Below are 21,219 nucleotides of genomic sequence, written 5' to 3' on the forward strand. Positions count from 1 at the left end.
CCTGGCCGCCCTGGGGGTTCAAGGGTCAGCCCAATCCACTACTTCACCAACTCGAACACGTTGAACATGGGCAGGTACATGGCCACGATAATGCAGCCCACCATACCGCCCAGGATCACGATCATCAACGGCTCCAGCAGGCTGGTGAGGGCGCGTACCGCCTCCTCCACCTCCAGCTCGTAGAAATCCGCCGTCTTCATCAGCATCGCGTCCAGCTCCCCTGTCTCTTCCCCCACGCTGATCATCTGAATGGCCATGACTGGGAAGACCTTGGCCTTGTCCAGAGCAGGGGCAATCTGCCCTCCCTCTGAGATGGATTGGCGGGCGGCATCAATGGCGTTGGCCACCACCTGGTTGCCGGAGGTGTCGCGCACAATTTCCAAGGAAGTCAGCACCGGCACCCCGGAGCGGGTGAGAGCGCCAAAGGTGCGGCAGAAGCGAGCCACCGCCGACTTCTGGATCAGATCCCCGAAGATAGGGAGCTTGAGGGCCAGCGCGTCGATGGTCTCCTTGCCGGCAGGGGTGCGGTAAAAGCGCCGGAAAGCAAAATAGACGGCCCCTAGAAAGCCCACCAGCCCCAAGCTGTACTGGGGCGTGCGCAGGAACTTGCTGATGTTGATGAAAAACTGGGTAAAGCCGGGCAGCTCCCCACCCAAGTCGTTGTAGATGCTCTCAAACGTGGGCAAGATGAACAGCACCATGCCCAAGAAAATCAAGACAGCCAAGATCGTCACCACCACCGGGTAGGTCATGGCTGACTTGATCTGCTTCTGCAGGCGATCCATGTCCTCCAGCAGCTTGGCCAGGCGGTTGAGCACTTCGTCCAGCACGCCGCCCACCTCCCCCGCCTGCACCATGCTGCAGTAGAGGCCGTCGAAGGCGTCGGGATAAGGGCGGATGGAGTCGGAGAGGTTTTTCCCCGCCTCCACCTCCGCTCGGATAGCCCGCAGGTACTTTTTGAGTTTGGGGTTGCCGGTTTGCTCCTCCATGATGGTGAGAGAGCGCACCATCGACACGCCGGCGTTGATCAAGGCAGCAAATTGCCGGGAGAACACTGCCTTGTCGCGAATGTCGATGGATCCCAGCATTGAGAAATCGAAAGACGTATCCAAGGAAAAGAAGGGTTTCTCCTCCTGAATGTCTTCCTGTTTGGCAAAAATCCCGTCTCGGCGCAGCCGTGCACGAACTTCGGTCAAGCTGTTGGCCACCACCGTCAGGCGTACCGGCTGACCGGCCTTTAACCCCCGAACCTTGTAGCGCGGCATGGCTGTACCCCCGGCTAGATCGCTCTAAATAACGAAATGGCTTTAAATGTTTCGCAGGTGCAAAAGAGAAGTCAGCCCAAACCTTGGGCAGATCAACAATCTCTCAGCTAGAGCTTAGCCACAAATCAAGTCAGCGGCTAGAGATCGGCAATGAACCCTCACCCCGGGATCCCTGCGCTGCCTGGTGGAGACGAAGTTTAGCGACGGGCGGCAACTGCTGCTGGCCGCTGTTGTTGGGCAGCCGCGGCTGGCGAGGGCCCGGTAACGTTGCCCAAAAGCCGTTGCAACTCCTCGGGGCGAGAGGTCTTAGACATGGCCGTATCGAAGTCGATCTTGCCCTGTAGGTAAAGGTTAGCCAGATCTTGCTCCAGCGTTTTCATGCCCTGCTTGCCCCCCGTCTGGATAGCCGAGTAGATCTGGGCAGTTTTGCCCTCCCGAATCAGGTTGGCAATGGCCGGCGTCACCACCATGATTTCCTGCACCAGCACCCGTCCAGGCTCTCCTGGCTTGGGATTGAGGCGGCGGGCCAGAGTTTGGGAGAAGACGGCCTTGAGGGAGTTGGAGAGCTGCACGCGAATCTGCTGCTGCTGCTCGGGCGGAAACACATCCACCAAGCGATCCACCGTCTGGGCGGCAGAACTGGTGTGTACCGTGGCAAAGCAGAGGTGGCCCGTCTCGGCGGCGGTAATGGCCAACTGGATGGTCTCCAGATCCCGCATCTCCCCGATCAGGATCACATCCGGATCCTCCCGCATCGCTGCCCGCAGGGCATTGGCAAAACTCTTGGTGTCTTCCCCCAGTTGCCGCTGGTGGATGATGCTGCGAATGGGGGTGTAGATGTACTCAATGGGATCCTCGATGGTGAGGATGTGCTCGGCCCGTTCGCGGTTGATCATGTCGATCATGGAAGCCAGCGTAGTCGATTTGCCGGATCCCGTTGGGCCGGTTACCAGCACCAAGCCCCGCGGCAGGCGAGCTGCTTCCTTACACACATCCGGCAGGCCCAGCTTGTCGATGTTGGGGATCTCAGAAGCCAGGGCCCGCATGGCGCAAGCATAGGTGCCGCGATCGCGGTAGACGTTCACGCGGAAGCGCCCGATCCCCCGCACCCCATAGGAGCAGTCCAATTCCCAGTTTTGCTCCAGCTGCTTGCGCTGGTTGTTGTTCAGCATGCTGAAGATTAACCGCTGCACCTCCTCTGCCGAGAGAGGCTCATGCTCTGTCGGCTCAAGGTGACCATTGATGCGGAAGTAGGGGGGCAAACCCGCCGAGATATGAATGTCGGAACCGCCCTTTTGGACGATTGCTTCCATGAGGTCTTCGATCATCAGTTGGGGCATAGGGTTGGGTTCTCCAAAGGCGAGTAGAACTGTCTATCAAAAGAGCCGCCGGCCAAAGCCATGTGAGAAAGGCAACTGTATAGGACTGTTATAGTCGGCACCCCAACATCGTCAAGTGCCAAGCCGACTTCCTAAAACTTCGGGGTCAGGCAATAGGGGCAGTCCATCCAGTCCACATGCAAGGCCGCGCCACAGTTGCGGCAGGTGCTGAGAGCCTTGGCACGGGCCTTCAGCTCGCTTTCCAGACCCTTGTCGGTGAGGGTCACCCGATCCACCTCCTCCAGCGTGGTGAGGCCCTGCTTCACCAGCATCAAACTGTAGGCCAGCAGGGTTTTCATGCCACTTTCCACCGCCGCTTCTTTGATCACCTCCGTGGGGGCCTCTTTGTTGATCAAGTCCGCAAGGCGGTCGTTCATGCGCATGAACTCGTACACCCCTACCCGACCTTTGTAGCCCACGCCCCCACACTTCTCGCAGATGGGCTTGCCGGTGGCCTTGCGCTGCTCCACTTCTTTGGGGGAGAGCTTGTTGGCTTTGTAGAAGGTGAGCTGCTCGCCGTCGCCACTGAGGGTAAGGCCATAGCGGGCCAGCTCCTCCGGCGTGGGGTGGTAGGGGATCCGACATTCGGTACACACCCGGCGCATCAAGCGCTGGGCCAACACCCCCAGCAACGAGCTGGAGATCATAAATGGCTCGATCCCCATCTCCGTCAGACGGGCAATGGCGCCAGGGGCATCGTTGGTGTGCAGCGTGGTCAACACCAAGTGGCCCGTGAGGGAGGCTTCGATGGCGGTTTTGGCCGTCTCGTGGTCGCGGGTTTCCCCCACCAGGATGACATCCGGGTCTTGCCGCAAGAAGGCCCGCAGGATCATGGCAAAGTCCATGCCCTTTTCTCGGATCACCTGCACCTGAGTGATCCCCGGCAGCGAGTATTCAATGGGATCCTCGGCGGTGCTGATGTTGATGCCCGGGTCGTTCACCTCCGCCAGAGCCGAGTAGAGGGTGGTGGTTTTCCCGGATCCCGTTGGCCCAGTTACCAGGATTAGGCCAAAGGGTCGCTTGACAATCTCCTTGAAGCTTTCCAAGGTCTCTGGGTCGGTGATCAGCTTGTCCAGCCCCAGTTGGGTGGCGGAGTTGTCCAGGATCCGCAGCACGATCTTCTCCCCATAGCGGGAGGGCAGGGTGCTGACCCGGAAGTCCACCTTGCGCCCCTTGAAGACCCGCCGAATCCGCCCATCCTGGGGCATGCGCCGCTCGGCAATATTCAAATTGGACATGATTTTGAAGCGAGCGGTGAGGACAGGGACGATCTTCTTGGGAAAGTTTTCAAAAGCCTGCCGCAACACCCCATCTTTGCGGAAGCGGATGCGCAGGTATTCTTCTTGCGGCTCGATGTGGATGTCAGACGCCCCGTCCTGCAGGGCCTTGACCAGGATCTGGTTGGACAGTTTAATAATCGGGGCATCATCTGCCGATTTGACCTGCTGCTCCAGGGATCCCTCGCCGGCCTCATCGGCAGTCACATCCTCGATGCTGTCCAGATCGATTTCGGCGGTATTGACCACCACCTCTTCTTCCTGTTGGGCAGCAGCCGCGTCGTTGATCCCCTTGATGGCCAGCAGCTCCGCCTGCGCATCCATGTAGCGGTTGATCAGGGTCTCGAAATCCCGCTGGGTGAAGACCCGCCGCTGCAGCTTCAGCCCCTGGATGCGGAAGCGCCGTTGAATGTCGTCCAGTGCCTGCAGGTTGTCTGGCTTGACCATCGCCACCGTCACCTGATTGTCTCGACGGCGAATGGGCAAGAACTTGTAGCGGTTGCAGATGTCGAGGGGCAAGATCGAGTCGATCAGCCCAATCATCTCGGAGATCTCCACCGGCTCCAGGTCGACATCCAGGGAGGGGATCCCGTAGATGATTTTCAGTTCAAAGAGCTGCTGCCGTTTGTAAGCCCGCTCCAGGTCAGGGGTGATCTCTTTGCCCACGATATCCTTGACCACCAGAGCCAGGGCCTTGCTGTTGCCCTCTCGATCCGCTTTGAGGGCGTTTTGGATGTCCTGGATCTGCTTATCGTCGGCAAAGCCCAGCTCCTTTAACTTGCGGCCAAAGGGGGTAATGCTGACGTTGGCGATGGCCAGAGCTTTGCTGGCAGCACCGGCACGGCGCGAGGTAAAAGGAGGGGAAGGAAGATCGCTCATGCTGGCGGGTCACCCACAATGCCTCTATTTCACTGCACTTGGCTGCTAAGGGTCAACGGTAAAGATACATAAGTCTGGACTTCCCAGAGGCCGCCAACCCTGGGCTTACTATGCCCCAACTCGGCTCAAATCTCGCATTCCTATCCACCTCACCCCCTAAGTCTCGCAGACCAGCGCTTGCGACCGCTGGGTCAAGTAAAGATTTTCGCCGTAATCGACAGGGCAGTCGATGAGGGTGGGCACCGGCTGCTCGAGGGCCTGCTTCAGGATGGGGATCAGCTCGGCAGCCTTTTCGACACGGTAGCCCTTGAGGCCCATGCTCTCCGCCAGCTTGACGAAGTCTGGATTGCCGAACTTGACGAAAGCAGCCTCGTTGTATTGATTGTGTTGCTTCCACTCGATCAGCCCATAGCCGCCATCGTTGAAGATGAGAGTTACAAAGGGAGTGCCCACCCTGAGGGCAGTTTCCAGCTCTTGGCAGTTCATCATGAACCCCCCATCTCCGGTTACGGCCACAACGCGCCGGTCGGGATGCACCAATTTGGCGGCCAAGGCCCCCGGAATGGCGATGCCCATGGCGGCAAAGCCGTTGGAGATGAGACAGGTGTTGGGTTTGTCACAGTGGTAGAGGCGGGCCATCCACATCTTGTGGGCACCGACATCGGAGATGACGATGTCTTCCGGTTGCAGGACTTGGCGCAGGTCGTAGATCAGCTTCTGGGGTTTGATCGGGTAGCTCTGATCCTGGGCATAGCAGGTGTACTCGCGGACGATGTTCTGCCGCAGGCTGAGGCCATAGGGATCCGGCTTGCCCGTGCGATCGCAGCGGCGCAGGATCTCCATCAGGGAGTCGGAAATGTCTCCCACCACCTCCACTTGCGGAATGTAGCTGCTGTCGATTTCTGCGGGCAGGGCAGCGATGTGAACGATGGGGATGGTGCCGTCGGGGTTCCATTTCTTGGGAGAGTACTCGATGAGGTCGTAGCCGACGGCGATCAACAGATCGGTGCGGTCGAAACCACAACTGACCAGATCCCGCTGCTGTAGGCCAACGGCCCACAAGGACAAGGGGTGGGTGTAGGGGATCACCCCTTTGCCCATGAAGGTATTGGCGACGGGAATATTCAGGCGGGTGGCAAATTCCGTGAGGGCGCTGCTGGCTTGGGCGCGAATGGCCCCATTGCCGGCTAAAATCAAGGGGTTGCGGGCGCGGGAGATCAGGGACGCCGCTTCGTTCAGGCTTTGATAGGAGGCGTAGGTTTTGTCCAGGCGATCTCTCCTCAAGGGAGTGCCGCTGGCTTCCATGGCGGCGATGTTTTCCGGCAAGTCGATGTGGACGGCCCCGGGCTTCTCGGTTTGGGCCAATTTGAAAGCCTTGCGCACGATCTCCGGGGTGATGCTGGGGCGCACGATCTGGGCATTCCACTTGGTGACGGGGGCAAACATGGCCACCAAATCCAGGTATTGATGGGATTCGATGTGCATGCGGTCGGTGCCGACTTGGCCGGTGATGGCCACTAGGGGTGCTCCATCCAGGTTGGCATCGGCAACTCCGGTCATCAGGTTGGTGGCGCCCGGCCCCAAGGTGGAGAGACACACCCCCGCTCTGCCCGTCAGCCGGCCATAGACATCGGCCATGAAGGCGGCCCCCTGTTCGTGGCGGGTGGTGATAAACCGAATTGAGGAGCGGCGCAGGGCTTGCAGGACTTCCAGGTTTTCTTCGCCAGGAACGCCGAAGATGTACTGCACCCCCTCATTTTCCAGGCAGCGAACCAGCAGTTCGGCGGTATTCATGGTGGCAAGGGTATGGAGAACGGTGGATCTGGATCCCACCATAGACGGCGGACGGGGCAAGGGATAACTTGTTTTCTGGGCTTGGGGACGGGGGCAGGCTGGGCTGGGAACCAAGCTAAGCTCAAAGGGGCGGCCCAGGCCCAATTGCCCCTCCAAGCTTCCTCTTCTGGAGATGCCCATGCGGCTCTACGTCGAACCTTTCACCGTTCACAAGCGCTACGCCTTGACCATCAGCCGAGGTACCCACAGCGATACAACCTTGGCTTGGGTGCGAATTGAGGAGGAGGGAGTTGAAGGGTGGGGAGAGGCTTGCCCTTTTTCGGTGAGCGACGACTACCACCAGTCTCTGGACGACATCCTGATGGGCTTGGACGTGGCCAAAGGGATCCTGCGCCGCCATTCCCCCTGGGAGCGACAGCCAATCGAGGCAGAACTGCTGCGGGCCGGGATCCCTTCGGCAGCGCGGGCAGCGGTGGATATGGCCCTGCACGATTGGATGGGCAAACGGCTGGGGAGGCCCCTGTGGCAGTTGTGGGGGCTGGATCGCTCCCGCATTCCGCCCACGACGATGACGATCGGCATCTCCACCCCGCAGGCGGCCCGCCAGCGCGCCTTGGCCTGGATGGAACAGACCCAAGCGCGGGCCTTTAAGATCAAGCTGGGCAGCGGCTCAGGACTGATGGCGGATCAGAACATGCTGATTGCTGTACAAGAGGTGATCCCGCTGGGATCCCTGATTACAGTGGATGCCAACGGCGCTTGGACGGTGGAGCAAACTCTGAGCATGAGCAACTGGCTGGCGGGGCAAGGGGTGAGCTACCTGGAGCAGCCTTTGGAGAGGGGGCAGGAAGCGAAGCTGATCACCCTCTGGCACGAGTCGAAGCTGCCCATTTTTGTGGATGAGAGCTGTATGGACAGCCGCGATATCCCCCCTCTGGTGGATCGCGTCCACGGGATCAACATTAAGCTGATGAAGTGCGGAGGCCTCAGCGAAGCCTGGCGCATGATCCACACCGCCAAAGCCCACGGCCTACAGGTGATGTTGGGCTGCTACAGCAACACAGCTCTGGGGAATACGGCGGCGGCCCACTTGGCTCCCCTGGTGGATTACCTGGACTTGGATAGCCACCTCAACCTCATCGACGATCCCTTTGCCGGGGCCATCCTGCAGGACGGCTGCCTGCTCCCCACCGACCGACCGGGTTTGGGGGTAGAGCTGAGGGAGGAATGATGGGAAAGCCAGGATCCCTGTCCAGCGAAAGTCGCGTGGCCATCCTGCTCCACGGGGGGTTGCTGGGGGAGCATGGGAAAACGGGGCTGGGGCTGCTGCGCTATGGCTCTTTCCCGGTGGTGGCGGTGATCGACCGGGAGCAGGCGGGGGGATCCCTGGCCCATCTGACCGGAATTGCCAAAGACATTCCCATCGTGGCCTCGGTGGAGGAGGCGCTGGCCCACCGGCCTGAAGTTCTGGTGATTGGGATCGCCCCTTCAGGGGGGCAGTTGCCGCCAGCCTGGCGGGAGGAGTTGGGCCTGGCCCTGCGAGCTGGCCTGTCTCTGGTGAATGGGCTGCACACGCCTTTGGCCGAGGATCCCCAGTTTCGGCAGTGGTTGCAGCCGGGGGCCTGGATCTGGGATATTCGCCGCGAGCCCCCCAACCTGTCGGTGGGGAAAGCCCTGGCCCGCACCTTGCCCTGTAAACGGGTGTTGACGGTGGGCACCGACATGAGCGTGGGCAAAATGTCCACCAGCTTGGAGCTGCACCGGGCCAGCCTGAGACGGGGCCTGCGCTCCCGCTTTTTGGCCACCGGGCAAACCGGGATCCTGATCGGCGGCGAGGGGATCCCTTTGGATGCGGTGCGAGTGGACTATGCCAGTGGGGCGGTGGAGCAACTGATCTTACGCTATGGCTCTGACCACGACATTCTGCACCTGGAAGGTCAGGGATCCCTGCTCAACCCCGCCTCTACGGCCACCTTGCCTCTGTTGCGTGGATCCCAGCCCACCCACCTCATCCTGGTACACCGCGCCGGCCAGACCCACATCAAGGGGATAGACTACGTGCCCATCCCGCCCTTGTCCAAAGTGATCGAGCTGTATGAGCAGGTGGCAGCGGCTGCCGGGGCCTTTGCCCCCGCGCCCGTGGTGGGGGTTGCCCTCAATACCTTCGGCTGGGAGGAAGAAGCAGCCCTAGAGCAGATCCGCCGGGTGGAAGCCGAGACCGGACGGCCCTGTACGGATGTGGTGCGTTTTGGGGCGGATCCCTTGTTGGAGGCAATTCTGGCGGCAGGATAACTCAGTTTGCAGACAGCGGATCCACTCCCATTGTCCATCTGGGAAAAACTCATCATCTTCAACAGGTGAGCGATTCAGATGGTTCCCGGTGCCGTTGTCTTCTCTGAGATGCGATCTCCTCAGCCAGGTATTCTCGATCCAAGTCGCTCCCATTGGCCGGGGGCCAGGAACTGGGCTTGCTCCGTGTTCAGAGAAGAGGCCTTCAATCTTCGGAAAGTAAGCCGATGGGTACACCTGCACAGCCAAGATGGGATCCTAGATTCACAGTCTTCCCCAGAACTCCAGATGACAACTCCCCCCGAAAAGCCTGATCCCAAAACGAAATCGGGATCCCTGCCCTCTGCCCTGCGATCCGGGCTGAACATTGCCCTGTTCCTATTCTTGGTGGTGCTGGTTTCCTACTTGGGTCTTAACTTCGTGCTGGCCTTGGTGGACAAGCTCAGGTGACCACTCCGTAAACCGATCCCCCGGCGTCACCCCGTTGCTGCTGGCCCGGATTTGCCAATGGCCCTTTGTCGCCAAGGGCAGGAAAGATACACTGGATTTACAGGACTTAACACCTTCTCTCAGTTGCCCCCCCTGACCGCCATGAGCCCCCTCTTTTGGTTGAGGCTGCCCTCTTTCTCCTGGCCTTCGCCGGGATCCCTTAAGCTTTATTCCAGATCCTACTCTGGATCTCAACCAGGGCCGACCCTAGCCCGCCGGGATCCTTCCTGGAAGCGTTGGCTGCGCTATCTTTATCTGCGCCTGTTGCGGCTGCAATCGTCGCCAAAAGAAATTGCCCGTGGCTTGGCGGTAGGGGTTTTTGCCGGCTGTTTCCCCATCTTCGGCTTTCAAACGTTGGCCGCTCTGGTGTTGGCTGTTCCGTTTCGGGGCAACAAGCTGGCGGCGGCGGCAGGGACCTGGGTGAGTAACCCCTTCACCTATGTGCCCATCTATGCATTCAACTACCAGGTGGGAGAATGGCTACTGGGATCCCGAACTGTCCTTCCCACCACAGAGCTGGTGGCGGCCACTTGGCAAAACTGGATGCAGTGGGGCTTGGAGATGTCGGGCACGCTGTTTGTCGGCTGTGCATTTGTCGGTTTTTGGGGATCCCTCGTCAGCTATTTTCTGGGGCTGTGGTTGGTGCAGCGGATTCGTCGGCGGCAGAAAATGGCCGGCAGGGGTCTGTGAATGGGCGCAAGGCGATTCAGAATCCCAACTGAGAACCCAATCCTGGACAGTCTGCAGGTGCAGAGATCCATCCGTTTTCACAGAGCTTTTCACAGATAAGGTCTCATGATGGAAGACATGCGAGCGTTGTTGACAGACCTCAGCCGTCGCTCCCAGCGATGGGGGGAGCAGTTGGGATCCGCTTTGCAGACGGGTATGAACCAGCTCACGCAAGCCCCTCAGCCCATTGTGTTGCTCTCTTCGCGGGAACTGGAGAAAATGCGGCGGGCTTGTCGCCTGGCGGCAGATCTGCTCAAGCACTTGGAGCCGATGGTGCGACCAGGGGTCACCACCCAAGAGCTTAACGACGAGGCCGAGCGGTGGACGCGGGCGCATGGGGCCAAAAGTGCCCCTTTAGGCTACCATGGCTTTCCCAAATCCATCTGCACCAGCGTCAACCACGTGGTCTGCCACGGCATTCCCAGCCCCAAGCAGATCCTGCGAGAAGGCGACATCATCAACATCGATGTCACCCCGGTTTTGGATGGCTACCACGGCGATACGTCCAAAACCTTCTTTGTCGGACAGCCTTCTGAGCGGGCGCGGCGCTTGGTGGAGGTGACCGAAGAGTGTCTGCGGCGGGGCATTGCTGCCGTCAAGCCGGGGGGGAGAGTCGGCGACATTGGCGCTGCCATCCAAGAATATGCCGAGGCCCAGGGCTACAGCGTGGTGCGCGATTTTGTCGGGCATGGGGTGGGACGGCAATTCCACACTGCTCCCCAGATCCCCCACTACGGCGAACGGGGAAAAGGGGAGAAACTCCGCCCCGGCATGGTGTTCACCATCGAGCCGATGATCAACGAGGGCACCTGGGAGGTGAAGGTGCTCTCCGACGGGTGGACGGCGGTCACTTTGGATGGCAAGCTCTCGGCGCAATTTGAACATACGGTCGCCGTTACCGAAACCGGTGTAGAGATCTTGACCCTGCCTTCCCAAAGCCCCTGAGCCGATCATGAACAGCGCCCCCGCTCTCCGCCTGCGCCTCTCCTCCGAGAACCTGCTGCTGCTGCTGGCGGCGGCAGTGGGGTTGGGCACGGGGCTATCGGTGGTTGGATTTCGCTACTTGATTGGCTGGTGGCGCTATCTGCTGCAGGACACCCTCGTGGATGGCCTCGGCAGGGCTGCAGAACACTATGGCCTGTGGCTGCTGGGATCCTGGACACTGGCTCTGGCGCCGGTGCTGGGGGGCCTGCTGATCGGCGCTTTGGGGGCAGTTGTGCCCTTTCCCAACTTGAGCCTCTCCAGCTTGGTGAGTCCTGCTCGTCCTTTGGCACTTCAGCCCTGGTGGATCCCGCTCAAGCTCCTGGCGGCTGCCATCTCGTTGGGCGCGGGAGCTTCCCTTGGCCCTGAGGCCCCCAGTGTGGAAAGTGGCGCTTTGCTGGGATCCCTGCTGGGGCAAAACCTACGCCTCTCGCGGGAGCGGGTGCAACTGTTGATGGCTGCCGGAGCAGCGGCTGGCCTGGCGGCAGGGTTTAACGCGCCCATTGCCGGGGTGTTTTTGGCGCTGGAGCTGGCTTTGGCCCGCACCTTCACCACTTCTGCTGTCAGTGTGGTGGTGTTGGCGGCGGTGGTCTCCGCCTTGATCGCCCAGGTGGGGTTGGGGGCACAACCCGCTTTTCTTTTGCCCACCATCACCCAGCCGGCTTTTGTCTTGCCGGACTACGAGATCCACAGCTTGCTGGAGGTACCTCTGTATCTCGGCTTGGGCTTTTTGGCCAGCCTGGTTTCTATGGCCTTCAGCTACACCCTGGAGTGGGGCAAGCACCTGTTCAACAGTGGCCCCCTGGCGGCCTGGCCAGCTTGGAGCAAGCCCATTTTGGGGGGCGGGATCCTGGGCTGCGCAGGTTTGGGGATCCCATTGGCGTTGGGGGTGGGCTATGAAACCATTGAGTCGATTCTGCAGGCCGTTCCCTTTTCTCTTGGCCATCTAGGCTTGCTCTTGCTTGGCAAGCTGTTGCTGAGCGCTTTGAGCCTGGGCAGCGGCTTTGTGGGGGGAACCTTTGCCCCGGCTTTGTTCATGGGGGCAGTGCTGGGGGCAGGCTACGGTCAGGTGCTATCTCAAGCTTTGCCCTTGATTGCCTTGTCTCCCCCTGCTGCCTACGCCATGGTGGGCATGGCGGCGGTGTTGGCGGCCAGCGTGCGGGCTCCGCTAACGGCCATCTTGCTGCTGTTTGAGATGACGCGGGACTATCACATTGCGCTGCCGGTGATGGCGGCAGTGGGTTTGAGCATCTGGCTGACGGAGCAGTTGCATTCGCCGGCCATCTACCCTTCCGCCCGTCGCTATCGCCACGCAACGCTTGACGGAGTCCTTGGGCAGGAGCCTAGAGAGCTGACGGTGCAAGAGGTGATGGTGCCCCCATCTCTTTTGCTTCGGCAAGACACACCGCTGCGAGAAGCTCTGGAGAGTTTGCTGCAGCAAAAGTGCCATAGCGCGTTGGTGGTGGACGGACAGGAGCGGCTGCGGGGCATTCTCACCCTGGAAGACCTGGAGCGGGCCTTGGCCCACAAGGAGGCGGCGGAGTTGGCGGAGCTAACCGTACAGGAGGTCAGCCAATCCCCAGTTCTCACCACCTTCCCCGATGAGGCGGTGGCAGTGGCAGCCGAGCCGATGTACGAATACGATTTGCGCCAATTGCCAGTGGTCTCGCGGGAAGACCCGGAGCAGATCGTCGGCCTGTTGGATCGAGAGCGGGTGCTGCTCTCCCAAGAGATTCAATCGGTGCGGCAAGCCCTGGAGTTGGAAGTTCCCCCAGCAGAGAGAGACGCCGGCAGGAACGGACAAGAGGGGATCCCAGATGCTTCTACTGCGCCCGCAGAATAGAGCCCTGCTGTCGGGATCAACGCTGCCGCCCAGAGGGGCAGGTGGGACGCAGCGGGCAGCGGCCACATTCGGGCATGCGGGCCTTGCAGATGCGCTTGCCCAGCCGGACAAAGTTGACGTGCAGGGAATAGGCTTTGCCTCTGGGGATCTGAGGGGAAAGCTGAGCAAAAGTGTCGTCGGGATGTTTGGCCCGCACCAAGCCCAGACGGTTGGCCACTCGATGCACATGGGTATCCACCGGGCAGAGATCCCGACCCAGCCCGAACAACAACACACAAGTGGCGGTCTTCAGCCCTACCCCTTTCAGGGAGAGCAAAAAATCGAGGGCGCCAGCATCGTCTAGCTCTCTTAGAAAGTCCAGACTCAGGGATCCCTGTCGTTCTTGAATGGCGGCCAAGATCTCCTGAATGCGGGCTGCTTTAAGGTGGGCTAAGCCGCCGGGGCGAATCACCTGAACCAGATCTGCCGGATCGGCGGCCAAGACCGCTTCCCAAGAGGGAAAGGCGGCTTTGAGGGCGCGGAAGGCACGGCTGCTGTTGGCATCGGTGGTGTTCTGGGAAAGGATCGTGCCCACCAACTCGTCCAGGAGATCCGGGCGGGGGGAAAGCCCATCGGGAGCCCGCTGGGGGATCCCGAAGCACTGCTCTAGCCGCATCAACAGCGATTCCATCCTGTCGGCGGGCAGGAGTTCTGCCAGCAGGGTTGGGGACTCCGCCGCTTTGGCGGGCACAGGCAGGCGTTGGGAAAGGCTGTCCAATCTTGGCTGTACCACGGCTTAACGGGCAGAACTCTGGCGGATCTCCTGCAACAGGCGGGCAAGAACCTTGCTGGCATTGGGAGGAGCTGCGGCCTGCAAGCGAGCGGCCATTTGGGCAACCACCTGCGGCTGGGCCAACCAGGTCAACACCGTTTGCCGCAGCAAGTCCAAGTTCTCTTCGGATTCTCGCATGACCACCCCCCCACCGCGCCCCACAAAGGCCAGAGCATTCTGATACTGATGATCCTCAGCGGCAAAGGGATAGGGGATCAAAATGGCTGGGGTGGCGGTGGTCAGCAACTCCGCCAGGCTCATGGCTCCGGCGCGGCTAATGGCAAAGTTGGCCCGCTGCAACAAGGCAGCTACATCTCGACGGAAAGGAAAGGGCCGGTAGCGGGGATGGCTGGGGATCCTGGCTTCCGGATCTTGAGCTTCGCTGCCGCCGGTCAAATGCACAATCCAGGCCCCCGCCTCCAACCAAGCTGGGGCACAGGCGGCCACCATGCGGTTGAGGCCCCGCGCCCCTTGGCTGCCCCCCATGACCACAATGAGGGGATCCCCGTCGGGAATGGGGAGGTCGGCAGGGAAAGGCTGGGGCGTGTAGAACTCGGCCCGCACCGGCGTACCCACCACTTGGGCAGCCACCCCTGGCAAATGCTCTGCCGTCTCTGCCATGCCCAGCGCCACCACCTGACAAAATCTCCCCAACCAACGGGTCACTTTGCCCGGGATCCGATTGGACTCGTGCAGCAACACCGGCACCCCCAGCGAACGGGCGGCCAAAATGGCCGGAGCGGCAATGTACCCACCGGTGGTCAGAACAACGTCAAACCGTCCCGACATAAGGAGTCGGCGCACTTGTAGGGTCGCACGGGCCAGTTGGGCCAAGGCCTGCAGCCTGTGGAGAGGGGATCCCTGCCAGCCCGACATGACGACCCGGTGCAAGGGATACCGCTCCCGCACCAGCTTCCCTTCCATGCGATCCGGCACCCCCAGCCATTCGATCTGCCAGTCAGGCAACTGCTCGGCAACGGCCAAGGCCGGAAAAATGTGGCCACCAGTGCCACTGGCAGCAACCAGCAGCCGCGGGCGTGAAGCTGGATCCTTGGCGCGTGTGTCCACCCGTGTGCCGATTAGGGATCCCTGAGACCTTCAGGAGTTGTTGGAGCTGACATAGCGCAAGAGGGTGCCCCGCTGCCCCAGAATAAACCCTTGCTCGGGGCCAAAAAACTCAATGCTGTAGAAGTTGGCGGGGATGTTGCTGAGTTTCTTGGCCTGCTCCCAGGTTTTGCCACCGTCAGGGCTGTGGATCAGGGTAGCGCCACCCCCCACCACCCACAGGTCGTGGTCGTTTTGATAGGCGGCATTGAGGTAGCCAAAGCTGAGGGCCCGCCCCGGACGCAGCGGCGACGACCACTGGCCGGAGGTGAAGTCATCGGTAAAGGCGATCTCCGCCCCTTGGTTCAATTTCCAAGCGCTGCCGTGGGGGCCAAAGCCCATGTTTTGAATGCGGCGGGAGCTTTCCCGCGGGTAGGGCTTCCAGGTGCGACTTTCAGGAGTGTACAGAAAGTAGAAGCTGCCCCGCGACGACACCGCCAGATATTCGCCTTCAGGGCCGCGGGCAATGTTTTTGATGGCCCCAATCGGCTCATCCACTTGGGCATGCCAGGTCTGACCGCCATCTTCGGTGCGGTAGATGGCCCCCACATTGGTCACCATTTCGGCGGCGCCAGGGCCCAGAGCCTGGATCAAGAGCGGCTCCCCTGGCAGTTGGTTGTTAAGGCGAATGGAAGTCCAGTCGGATCCCTCGTTCAGGGTGTGGAGGAGGATCTTCGGCTGCCCGGCCACCCAGCCTTCTGCCCCAGCAAAGCTAATGGAGGCCAGGTAGGCTTCCGGCTCCAGACCCGGCAGCTCCCGCACCTGCCAGTGCAGACCCCCATCGCGGGATTCCAGCAGCGTCGCCTTGTCTCCCACCAACCAGCCATGGGAAGGGGTGGTGCCGGTGAAGGCAATGTCCAGCAGAATGTTCTGGGTGGGCACTTCCACCTGCTCCCAGGGGACCACCCGCATGTTGGGCATCCGCGCCGCCATTAGCAGCACCGAGACAGCAATCAGCAGCACCAGCCTCAGGGGTTTGAACATCTTGACCCTCACTCGACGAAATAGAAACTCATCAAAAATAAAAATCCCAGCGCCAGTCCCAAGAAGATCAGCAGGTTCTTTTGAGCAGGGGTCATCACGTTCACCCCCAGGCCGTAGCGCAAGTTCTCTTGAAAACCGGAAGGCTTGCCCTTGGCGCCCACTGCTTGGAACGAGCGCTTACCGGCTCGGCACACCGGACATTTCCAATCGGCTGGCAATTCTTCAAACGGCACGCCCGCCGGGATCCGATTGAGCTGATCCCCCTTGGCCGGTTCGTAAACATAGCCACAAGAACGACATTCGTAGCGCTGCATCCGCAGGGGATCGCTGAGCTGCGCATCGGTTTCATCTTCCGGCAACTCAATGAGCCTCGGTGTCTTGGGAGAACGGGGTTGAACACCGGGATCCGGTTGCGAGCCATTCATGGTCAGGGATCCATCTGCATCGTCGATCCTATTATGAGAGGAATTGTTACAAAAATCTACTCAGACCCTTTCTTGTTGCTCAGGGGGATCCCGCACCAGCCTGGGATGCCGACCTGAAGAGACTTATCCGGTGGACATAGGGATCCACCTGGGGGATCCTATGTTATGTTTTGGCTATCTTGCCCTCAGTGTTGTGCAAGCGGGTGCCTTTCATGACCACGCCCCCTCGCCGACCGGCCCTCAATCACGTGCTCATCGTCAAGGATCGTCACGGGCCAAAAGCCTACTGGTTGACGGCTGAGCTTTATTCGTTGGGCCGGGATCCGCGCAACAGCATTCGCATTGACTCCCAGTACGCCTCTCGCTACCACGCCATTTTGGTCAAAACAGAATCCCCCTCTTCTCCCGATGGGTTCACTTACCAAATCATCGACGGAGACATTCAGGGCACCCCCAGCACCAACGGCCTTTACGTGCGTGGGCAACGGGTGGAATTTCGGGATCTTGAGGACGGGGACGAGATTCAGTTTGGCAACGATGCCACCGCTACCTACTCGCTGCAGAACAAAGATCTGGATGAAATTCTGGCTACTTTTGAAAACACCCAGATCGTTGGGCTGTAGGAAGCTGCCTTCCCTGTTGGGTCTTGGCCTGTCCCGTCTGCATGCTGGTTGAAGGGTTAACCGGCGCTCGGAGAAGGGATCCCGTCGCCGTATTTTCGGGATCGCTTGCTGGTAAACTGTGTCATACAAAAATAACGAAAGCTGGGATCCCTGCTGTTTTATTGGGCTTTCTGCTTGCGGGATCCCTTCCTTCTGCTGTCTTTAAGGGAGGATCTCATCTTGCGCCCCATCCTCATTGCCGGCAACTGGAAAATGCACAAGACTCAGGCTGAGGCTCGCGAGTTTCTGCGAGAGTTGGGCCTGGCCCTACAATCATCGCCGTCAGGGTCAGCATCCCAGCGGCAGATCATCTTGTGTGTGCCCTTTACAGACCTAGCGGTGGTGGCAGAGCAAAGCCGCGGATCCGACATAGCCGTGGGGGCACAAAATCTGCATTGGGAGGATCAGGGAGCTTTTACCGGGGAAATTTCCGGCCCCATGCTGGCGGAATTGGGGGTGCGCTATGTCATCGTCGGCCACAGCGAACGGCGGCAGTACTTCGGCGAGACGGACGAAACCGTCAATCGGCGTCTGGCAGCCGCCCAGCGGCACGGGCTCACCCCCATCCTCTGTGTGGGAGAAAGCCGGCAGCAGCGGGAGCAAGGCTTGACCGAGTCTTGGATTGTGGGGCAATTGGATCGCGCCTTGCCGGGGATCGATCTGGGGAACTTGGTGATTGCCTATGAGCCCATTTGGGCCATTGGCACCGGCCAGACTTGCGCAGCCCAAGAGGCCAACCGGGTCATCGGCTTGATCCGGCAACACTTGGGCAATGCCCAACTGCCCATTTTGTATGGCGGCTCGGTGAAGGCCGGCAACATCGACGAGCTGATGGCCCAGCCTGAGATTGACGGTGTGTTGGTGGGAGGGGCCAGCCTAGACCCCCAAGAGTTTGCCCGCATCGTCCATTTTCAGGCCCTAGCCCCCGCCTAGGCCGCTAGCGGGATTGTCCCCACAACAGGGCCACCGGGAAGGATTTTAAGACAACGCCCACCGGCAAGGTTTCGCCGGCAGGGATCCTTTCCTGGGTTAGCCCGTTCACCCAGTCCAGCCGCTTCCAGCGCGGCAGATGAATTTCGGTATCTGCCCAAACGGATTCTCCCAGAGGATCTTGGGTTTCGTCGATCAACTTTGTTAAAAAACGCGGCACTACCGTGAGCAATACCTGCTTACTGTGCTGACGGGCAAAAGCCACAACATGGTCAGCATGGGATCCGCTGATTTGCAGAGGAATGTAGCTGCCCTCGAGAAACAATTGGGGCTGTTCCTGGCGGGCCTTGAGCACGTGGTAAATCAGAAACAGCTTAATGCGTCCGTCGCTGCGGTGCAGGAGCAAATCCGCGATGAGTTGGAGAGGATCCTGTTTAACCCGCCGCTGAATTTCTTCCAAATAGGCGAGGCGACGGGAAAAATCCACAGGCCGACGATTGTCGGGATCCACCATGCTCAAATCCCACAGCTCCGTGCCTTGGTAAATATCCGGGATCCCAGGGCTGGTGAGCTTGATCAGCGTCTGCGAGAGGGAATTAAAAATGCCAAAGTGGGCAACTTTCCGTTGGAAAGGCAAAAAGGACTCCAAAAAGGGGTTAGGGCCTTGAAGGATCCGTTCGATAAAAGCGGTAGTGGCTTCTTCGTATTCGGTATCGGGGCGAAGCCAAGCGGTGTGAACTTTAGCTTCCCGCACTGCTTTGATGGCATAGTCTTTGACCCGCTGTACGAACTGGGGCACCTCTTCCGGTTGGAAGGGATAAGAGCCGAGCAATGTCTGGTAGAGCAAATACTCGTCATTGCGATCCGGCAGTTCTGAGCGCTTGGCTTGTTTGCTGCGGACTTTGTAGCCGAGGTTCAGTTCATGCCAAAGGTTGATGTGCTTTTCCCACTCGGCGGGGATTTCAGAAAGCACATTCAGCCGGGCCCGCACATCTTCGCCACGCTTGGTGTCGTGGGTGGCAGAAGCATTCATGGACAGAGGCCACCGAGCTGCCCGCTCTTGATTAAAGCGGTGAAACTCTTGCACCGAAAGGCCAAAGCGACAGGGATCCCCACCGACTTCATTGAGAGATAAAAGGCGGTTGTACACATAAAAAGCAGTATCTTCTACCCCTTTGGCCATGAGAGGGCCGGCCAACTGCTGCAAGCGCATGGCAAAATGGATCTGCTCATTTTTCTCCTGGTCTGATAAATTGTCCAGAGACTCCAGGCAGAGAAAGCGCTGAATAAAATTCAGCTCATTCACCAAAACGGGCAGGTTCTCCTTGGCCTTCTCCACAGCTTGACGAACCACCTGTTGACCTTCTGGACTGAGGATCCCTTCGTGGATATAGACGCGGTAGACCGGAAAGCACACCAAAACTTCTACCAAAGCTCGACGTAAGCTGTAGAGGGTAAAGTCATTGGCATAGCGATGATGGCTGGTGATCTGCTTGAGCAAAAAAGCAAGATTATCCATATCCCCTGACAGGTTGCGCTCGATGATCAGGCGTTTTTTATCTTCGATAACCTGCTCTGGGGAATGCCGTAGATTTGTGAAATTTTGATAGAGAGAGTCAAAAGCCTCTGCATTTTCTTCTTGACAAAAGATGCCGTTGAGCTTAGCTAAAAAATCATAGCCCGTTGTGCCTTGAACCGGCCAGCTTTGGGGCAGACTTTCATTGGCCTCTAGTATTTTCTCTACCACGATGTAAAGATTTGGGCAGCGTTCCCGCAGGCGATGGAGATACTCTTCGGGATTGAACAACCCATCGATATGATCGATGCGCAAACCACTAAAACGCCCCTGTTCTGCAAGCTTAAAGATAAGCTGATGGGTTTTGCGAAACACTTCGCGATCTTCTACCCGCAGCGAGATCAGCTCGTTAATGGTAAAGAAACGACGATAATTGATCTCCTCAGCACCCACCTTCCAGAAGGAAAGGCGGAAATGTTGCCGCGCCAGAAGACTATCCAGCAGGTCAAAGCTTGACGGATCCCCTGGCTTGCCGTTAAAAATGGCAATGTTCTCGTCAAAAAAGCTCTGGATAGGTTGGCTAGACGTGTAGAGTTCCCACAAAGAATGCTTGGCAAAGCTAATTTGATCGGTGCGCTCTAGGAGATCTTCCTTGCTGGGAATGAATTTCAGGCTGAAGAGAATCCCGAGTAACTTGACGTAGTCGGGATGGCTGCGTCCCAATTTTCGCCGCAGCTTGCTCAGGTTGTAGGTAAAAACATCGGCATAGGTGTCAATATTGAGGGGGAACCTCAAGTTGTAGTAGTTAATACTTAGGCCATCGGCATCATAACGAAGCTGGATTTGACCCGACTCCAAACATTTGTCATAGAAATCTCCCAAGAAAGGGGCTAAGATTCTGCCTTTGATCCCCAGGTAAGAGTGATTCCAATTCACATCAAAGTAGTCAACAAAATCTGAGTTGGGGCCACTCTCCAGAACATCCATGAGCATCTGGTTCTGGCCATCGTAGGCCATGTGATTGGGCACAATGTCCTGGATCCAGCCTATTCCCTGCTGATTGAGGGCTTCCCACAAGAGCTCAAACTTTTCGCTTCCCCCCAGTTCCTGGTTAATCTGCCTGGGATCCACCACGTCGTAGCCGTGGGTGCTGCCTTTGCGGGCTTGGAAGATGGGAGAGGCATACAAGTCACTGATGCCCAGCAACTTCAGGTAGGGAACAATCTGTCGTGCTGCGTCGAAGTCAAACCCAGCATGAAACTGAATGCGATAGGTGGAAGTCGGGATCCGCATGATGACCTTAGAACAATGACAAAGAAGCCGAGCTTGCCAACGGCATAGGGTCAAGAGAACAGATGTATCTAGGGTAGCGGCTAAGATCAAGGAGTCCTGCAGGGGAGAGGCGAGGTTAGTGAACTTGTCAAGGCCACAGAGGAGCGCTTCACCCCCGGTAAGGGGGCCGGCAAGGATGGCGAGGTGGGCAGGGATCCTGCTCGTGGGTGGGCTGATGGGGAGTTGGCGGAGCGAGGCAACCTGGGCAGAAAGCGAGTTTCGGGTGGGGAGTGAGCTGGTTTTGACCCTGCGCACCCCCGATGCCCCCGCTCGCCTCCGTCTGCTGAAGCAACGGTTGGAAGAGATTTTGCTACAGGCCAGCAGCCCTCAGGTGCAGGTCAGTCTGGATATCCCCAGTCCCAATCCCTCGACGACCGGCAGCGGGGATCCCCCAGCTCAAGCCGCTCGGATTCTTTTGAACCAGCAACTGCTGTTGGAGCATGCCTCTAACCCCCAAAAACCTGAACTTTGCTGAATTTACTGAGCTTTAGGCGGTTTGGCAAAAGTCATTGAGAGGGATATAGTAGACC

18 protein-coding genes are annotated in these 21,219 nt (G+C 59.1%); 9 read left to right on the top strand and 9 right to left on the bottom strand.

Annotation, left to right across the window (positions count from 1 at the left end; genetic code table 11):
* Positions 1–38: 38 nt before the first annotated feature.
* The 4 genes from NW840_RS03000 to NW840_RS03015 form a co-directional block, all read right to left on the bottom strand.
* Positions 39–1,265: a type II secretion system F family protein gene (locus NW840_RS03000; protein ID WP_414342324.1), complete on the bottom strand. Its 1,227-nt coding sequence runs from the start codon at positions 1,263–1,265 to the stop codon at positions 39–41.
* Between the two features lie 197 nt (positions 1,266–1,462).
* Positions 1,463–2,605 carry a type IV pilus twitching motility protein PilT gene (locus NW840_RS03005; RefSeq protein ID WP_238376760.1) on the bottom strand — a complete coding sequence of 381 codons (1,143 nt, stop codon included), beginning with the start codon at positions 2,603–2,605 and terminating at the stop codon, positions 1,463–1,465.
* A 131-nt stretch (positions 2,606–2,736) separates the two neighbouring features.
* Positions 2,737–4,800 (bottom strand): GspE/PulE family protein, encoded by a 2,064-nt coding sequence (locus NW840_RS03010; protein WP_414342326.1) that lies wholly within the window; start codon positions 4,798–4,800, stop codon positions 2,737–2,739.
* A 156-nt stretch (positions 4,801–4,956) separates the two neighbouring features.
* Entirely contained in the window at positions 4,957–6,594 is a 1,638-nt protein-coding gene (locus tag NW840_RS03015; protein ID WP_414342342.1) for an acetolactate synthase large subunit, read from the bottom strand.
* A 178-nt stretch (positions 6,595–6,772) separates the two neighbouring features.
* Between NW840_RS03015 and NW840_RS03020 the strand changes: the two genes are divergently transcribed.
* From NW840_RS03020 to NW840_RS03045, 6 genes are all read left to right on the top strand, one after another.
* On the top strand, positions 6,773–7,825 hold the full coding sequence (locus NW840_RS03020; RefSeq protein WP_414342327.1) for a dipeptide epimerase: 1,053 nt from the start codon (positions 6,773–6,775) through the stop codon (positions 7,823–7,825).
* Positions 7,825–8,886: a DUF1611 domain-containing protein gene (locus NW840_RS03025; RefSeq protein WP_414342343.1), complete on the top strand. Its 1,062-nt coding sequence runs from the start codon at positions 7,825–7,827 to the stop codon at positions 8,884–8,886. Before NW840_RS03020 ends, NW840_RS03025 begins: the two co-directional genes overlap by 1 nt.
* 285 nt (positions 8,887–9,171) lie before the next feature.
* Entirely contained in the window at positions 9,172–9,333 is a 162-nt protein-coding gene (locus NW840_RS03030; protein ID WP_414342328.1) for a hypothetical protein, read from the top strand.
* A gap of 141 nt (positions 9,334–9,474) precedes the next feature.
* Positions 9,475–10,062: a DUF2062 domain-containing protein gene (locus NW840_RS03035; RefSeq protein WP_011433729.1), complete on the top strand. Its 588-nt coding sequence runs from the start codon at positions 9,475–9,477 to the stop codon at positions 10,060–10,062.
* Positions 10,063–10,257: 195 nt separating this feature from the next.
* A complete protein-coding gene (map, locus tag NW840_RS03040; protein WP_414342345.1) occupies positions 10,258–11,046 on the top strand; it encodes a type I methionyl aminopeptidase in 789 nt (262 codons plus the stop codon).
* A 7-nt stretch (positions 11,047–11,053) separates the two neighbouring features.
* Positions 11,054–12,925 (top strand): chloride channel protein, encoded by a 1,872-nt coding sequence (locus NW840_RS03045; protein WP_414342330.1) that lies wholly within the window; start codon positions 11,054–11,056, stop codon positions 12,923–12,925.
* 16 nt (positions 12,926–12,941) lie between these two features.
* On the opposite strand, the gene NW840_RS03050 is transcribed toward NW840_RS03045, so the two are convergent.
* From NW840_RS03050 to NW840_RS03065, 4 genes are read right to left on the bottom strand one after another with little or no spacing between them, the layout of a single operon-like run.
* Entirely contained in the window at positions 12,942–13,682 is a 741-nt protein-coding gene (locus NW840_RS03050; protein WP_414342332.1) for an endonuclease III domain-containing protein, read from the bottom strand.
* 18 nt (positions 13,683–13,700) lie between these two features.
* Positions 13,701–14,804: an undecaprenyldiphospho-muramoylpentapeptide beta-N-acetylglucosaminyltransferase gene (murG, locus tag NW840_RS03055; RefSeq protein ID WP_414342334.1), complete on the bottom strand. Its 1,104-nt coding sequence runs from the start codon at positions 14,802–14,804 to the stop codon at positions 13,701–13,703.
* Between the two features lie 30 nt (positions 14,805–14,834).
* Positions 14,835–15,824 carry a photosynthesis system II assembly factor Ycf48 gene (locus NW840_RS03060; protein WP_414342336.1) on the bottom strand — a complete coding sequence of 330 codons (990 nt, stop codon included), beginning with the start codon at positions 15,822–15,824 and terminating at the stop codon, positions 14,835–14,837.
* An 8-nt stretch (positions 15,825–15,832) separates the two neighbouring features.
* Complete coding sequence (locus NW840_RS03065; RefSeq protein WP_255344539.1) at positions 15,833–16,249, bottom strand: rubredoxin; 417 nt, start codon at positions 16,247–16,249, stop codon at positions 15,833–15,835.
* Between the two features lie 212 nt (positions 16,250–16,461).
* Between NW840_RS03065 and NW840_RS03070 the strand changes: the two genes are divergently transcribed.
* Together NW840_RS03070 and tpiA are read left to right on the top strand one after the other, a co-directional pair.
* On the top strand, positions 16,462–16,872 hold the full coding sequence (locus tag NW840_RS03070) for an FHA domain-containing protein (protein WP_414342337.1): 411 nt from the start codon (positions 16,462–16,464) through the stop codon (positions 16,870–16,872).
* A gap of 219 nt (positions 16,873–17,091) precedes the next feature.
* Positions 17,092–17,844, top strand: a complete 753-nt coding sequence (gene tpiA, locus NW840_RS03075; RefSeq protein ID WP_414342338.1) for a triose-phosphate isomerase — start codon at positions 17,092–17,094, stop codon at positions 17,842–17,844.
* 4 nt (positions 17,845–17,848) lie between these two features.
* On the opposite strand, the gene treY is transcribed toward tpiA, so the two are convergent.
* On the bottom strand, positions 17,849–20,650 hold the full coding sequence (treY, locus tag NW840_RS03080) for a malto-oligosyltrehalose synthase (protein WP_414342339.1): 2,802 nt from the start codon (positions 20,648–20,650) through the stop codon (positions 17,849–17,851).
* Positions 20,651–20,825: 175 nt separating this feature from the next.
* On the opposite strand from treY, the gene NW840_RS03085 reads away from it, so the two are divergent.
* Positions 20,826–21,164 carry a hypothetical protein gene (locus NW840_RS03085; protein WP_414342341.1) on the top strand — a complete coding sequence of 113 codons (339 nt, stop codon included), beginning with the start codon at positions 20,826–20,828 and terminating at the stop codon, positions 21,162–21,164.
* The last annotated feature ends 55 nt before the right edge of the window (positions 21,165–21,219 follow it).

The organism is Synechococcus sp. R5-13 (assembly GCF_047462015.1).
GTDB lineage: Bacteria > Cyanobacteriota > Cyanobacteriia > Thermostichales > Thermostichaceae > Thermostichus.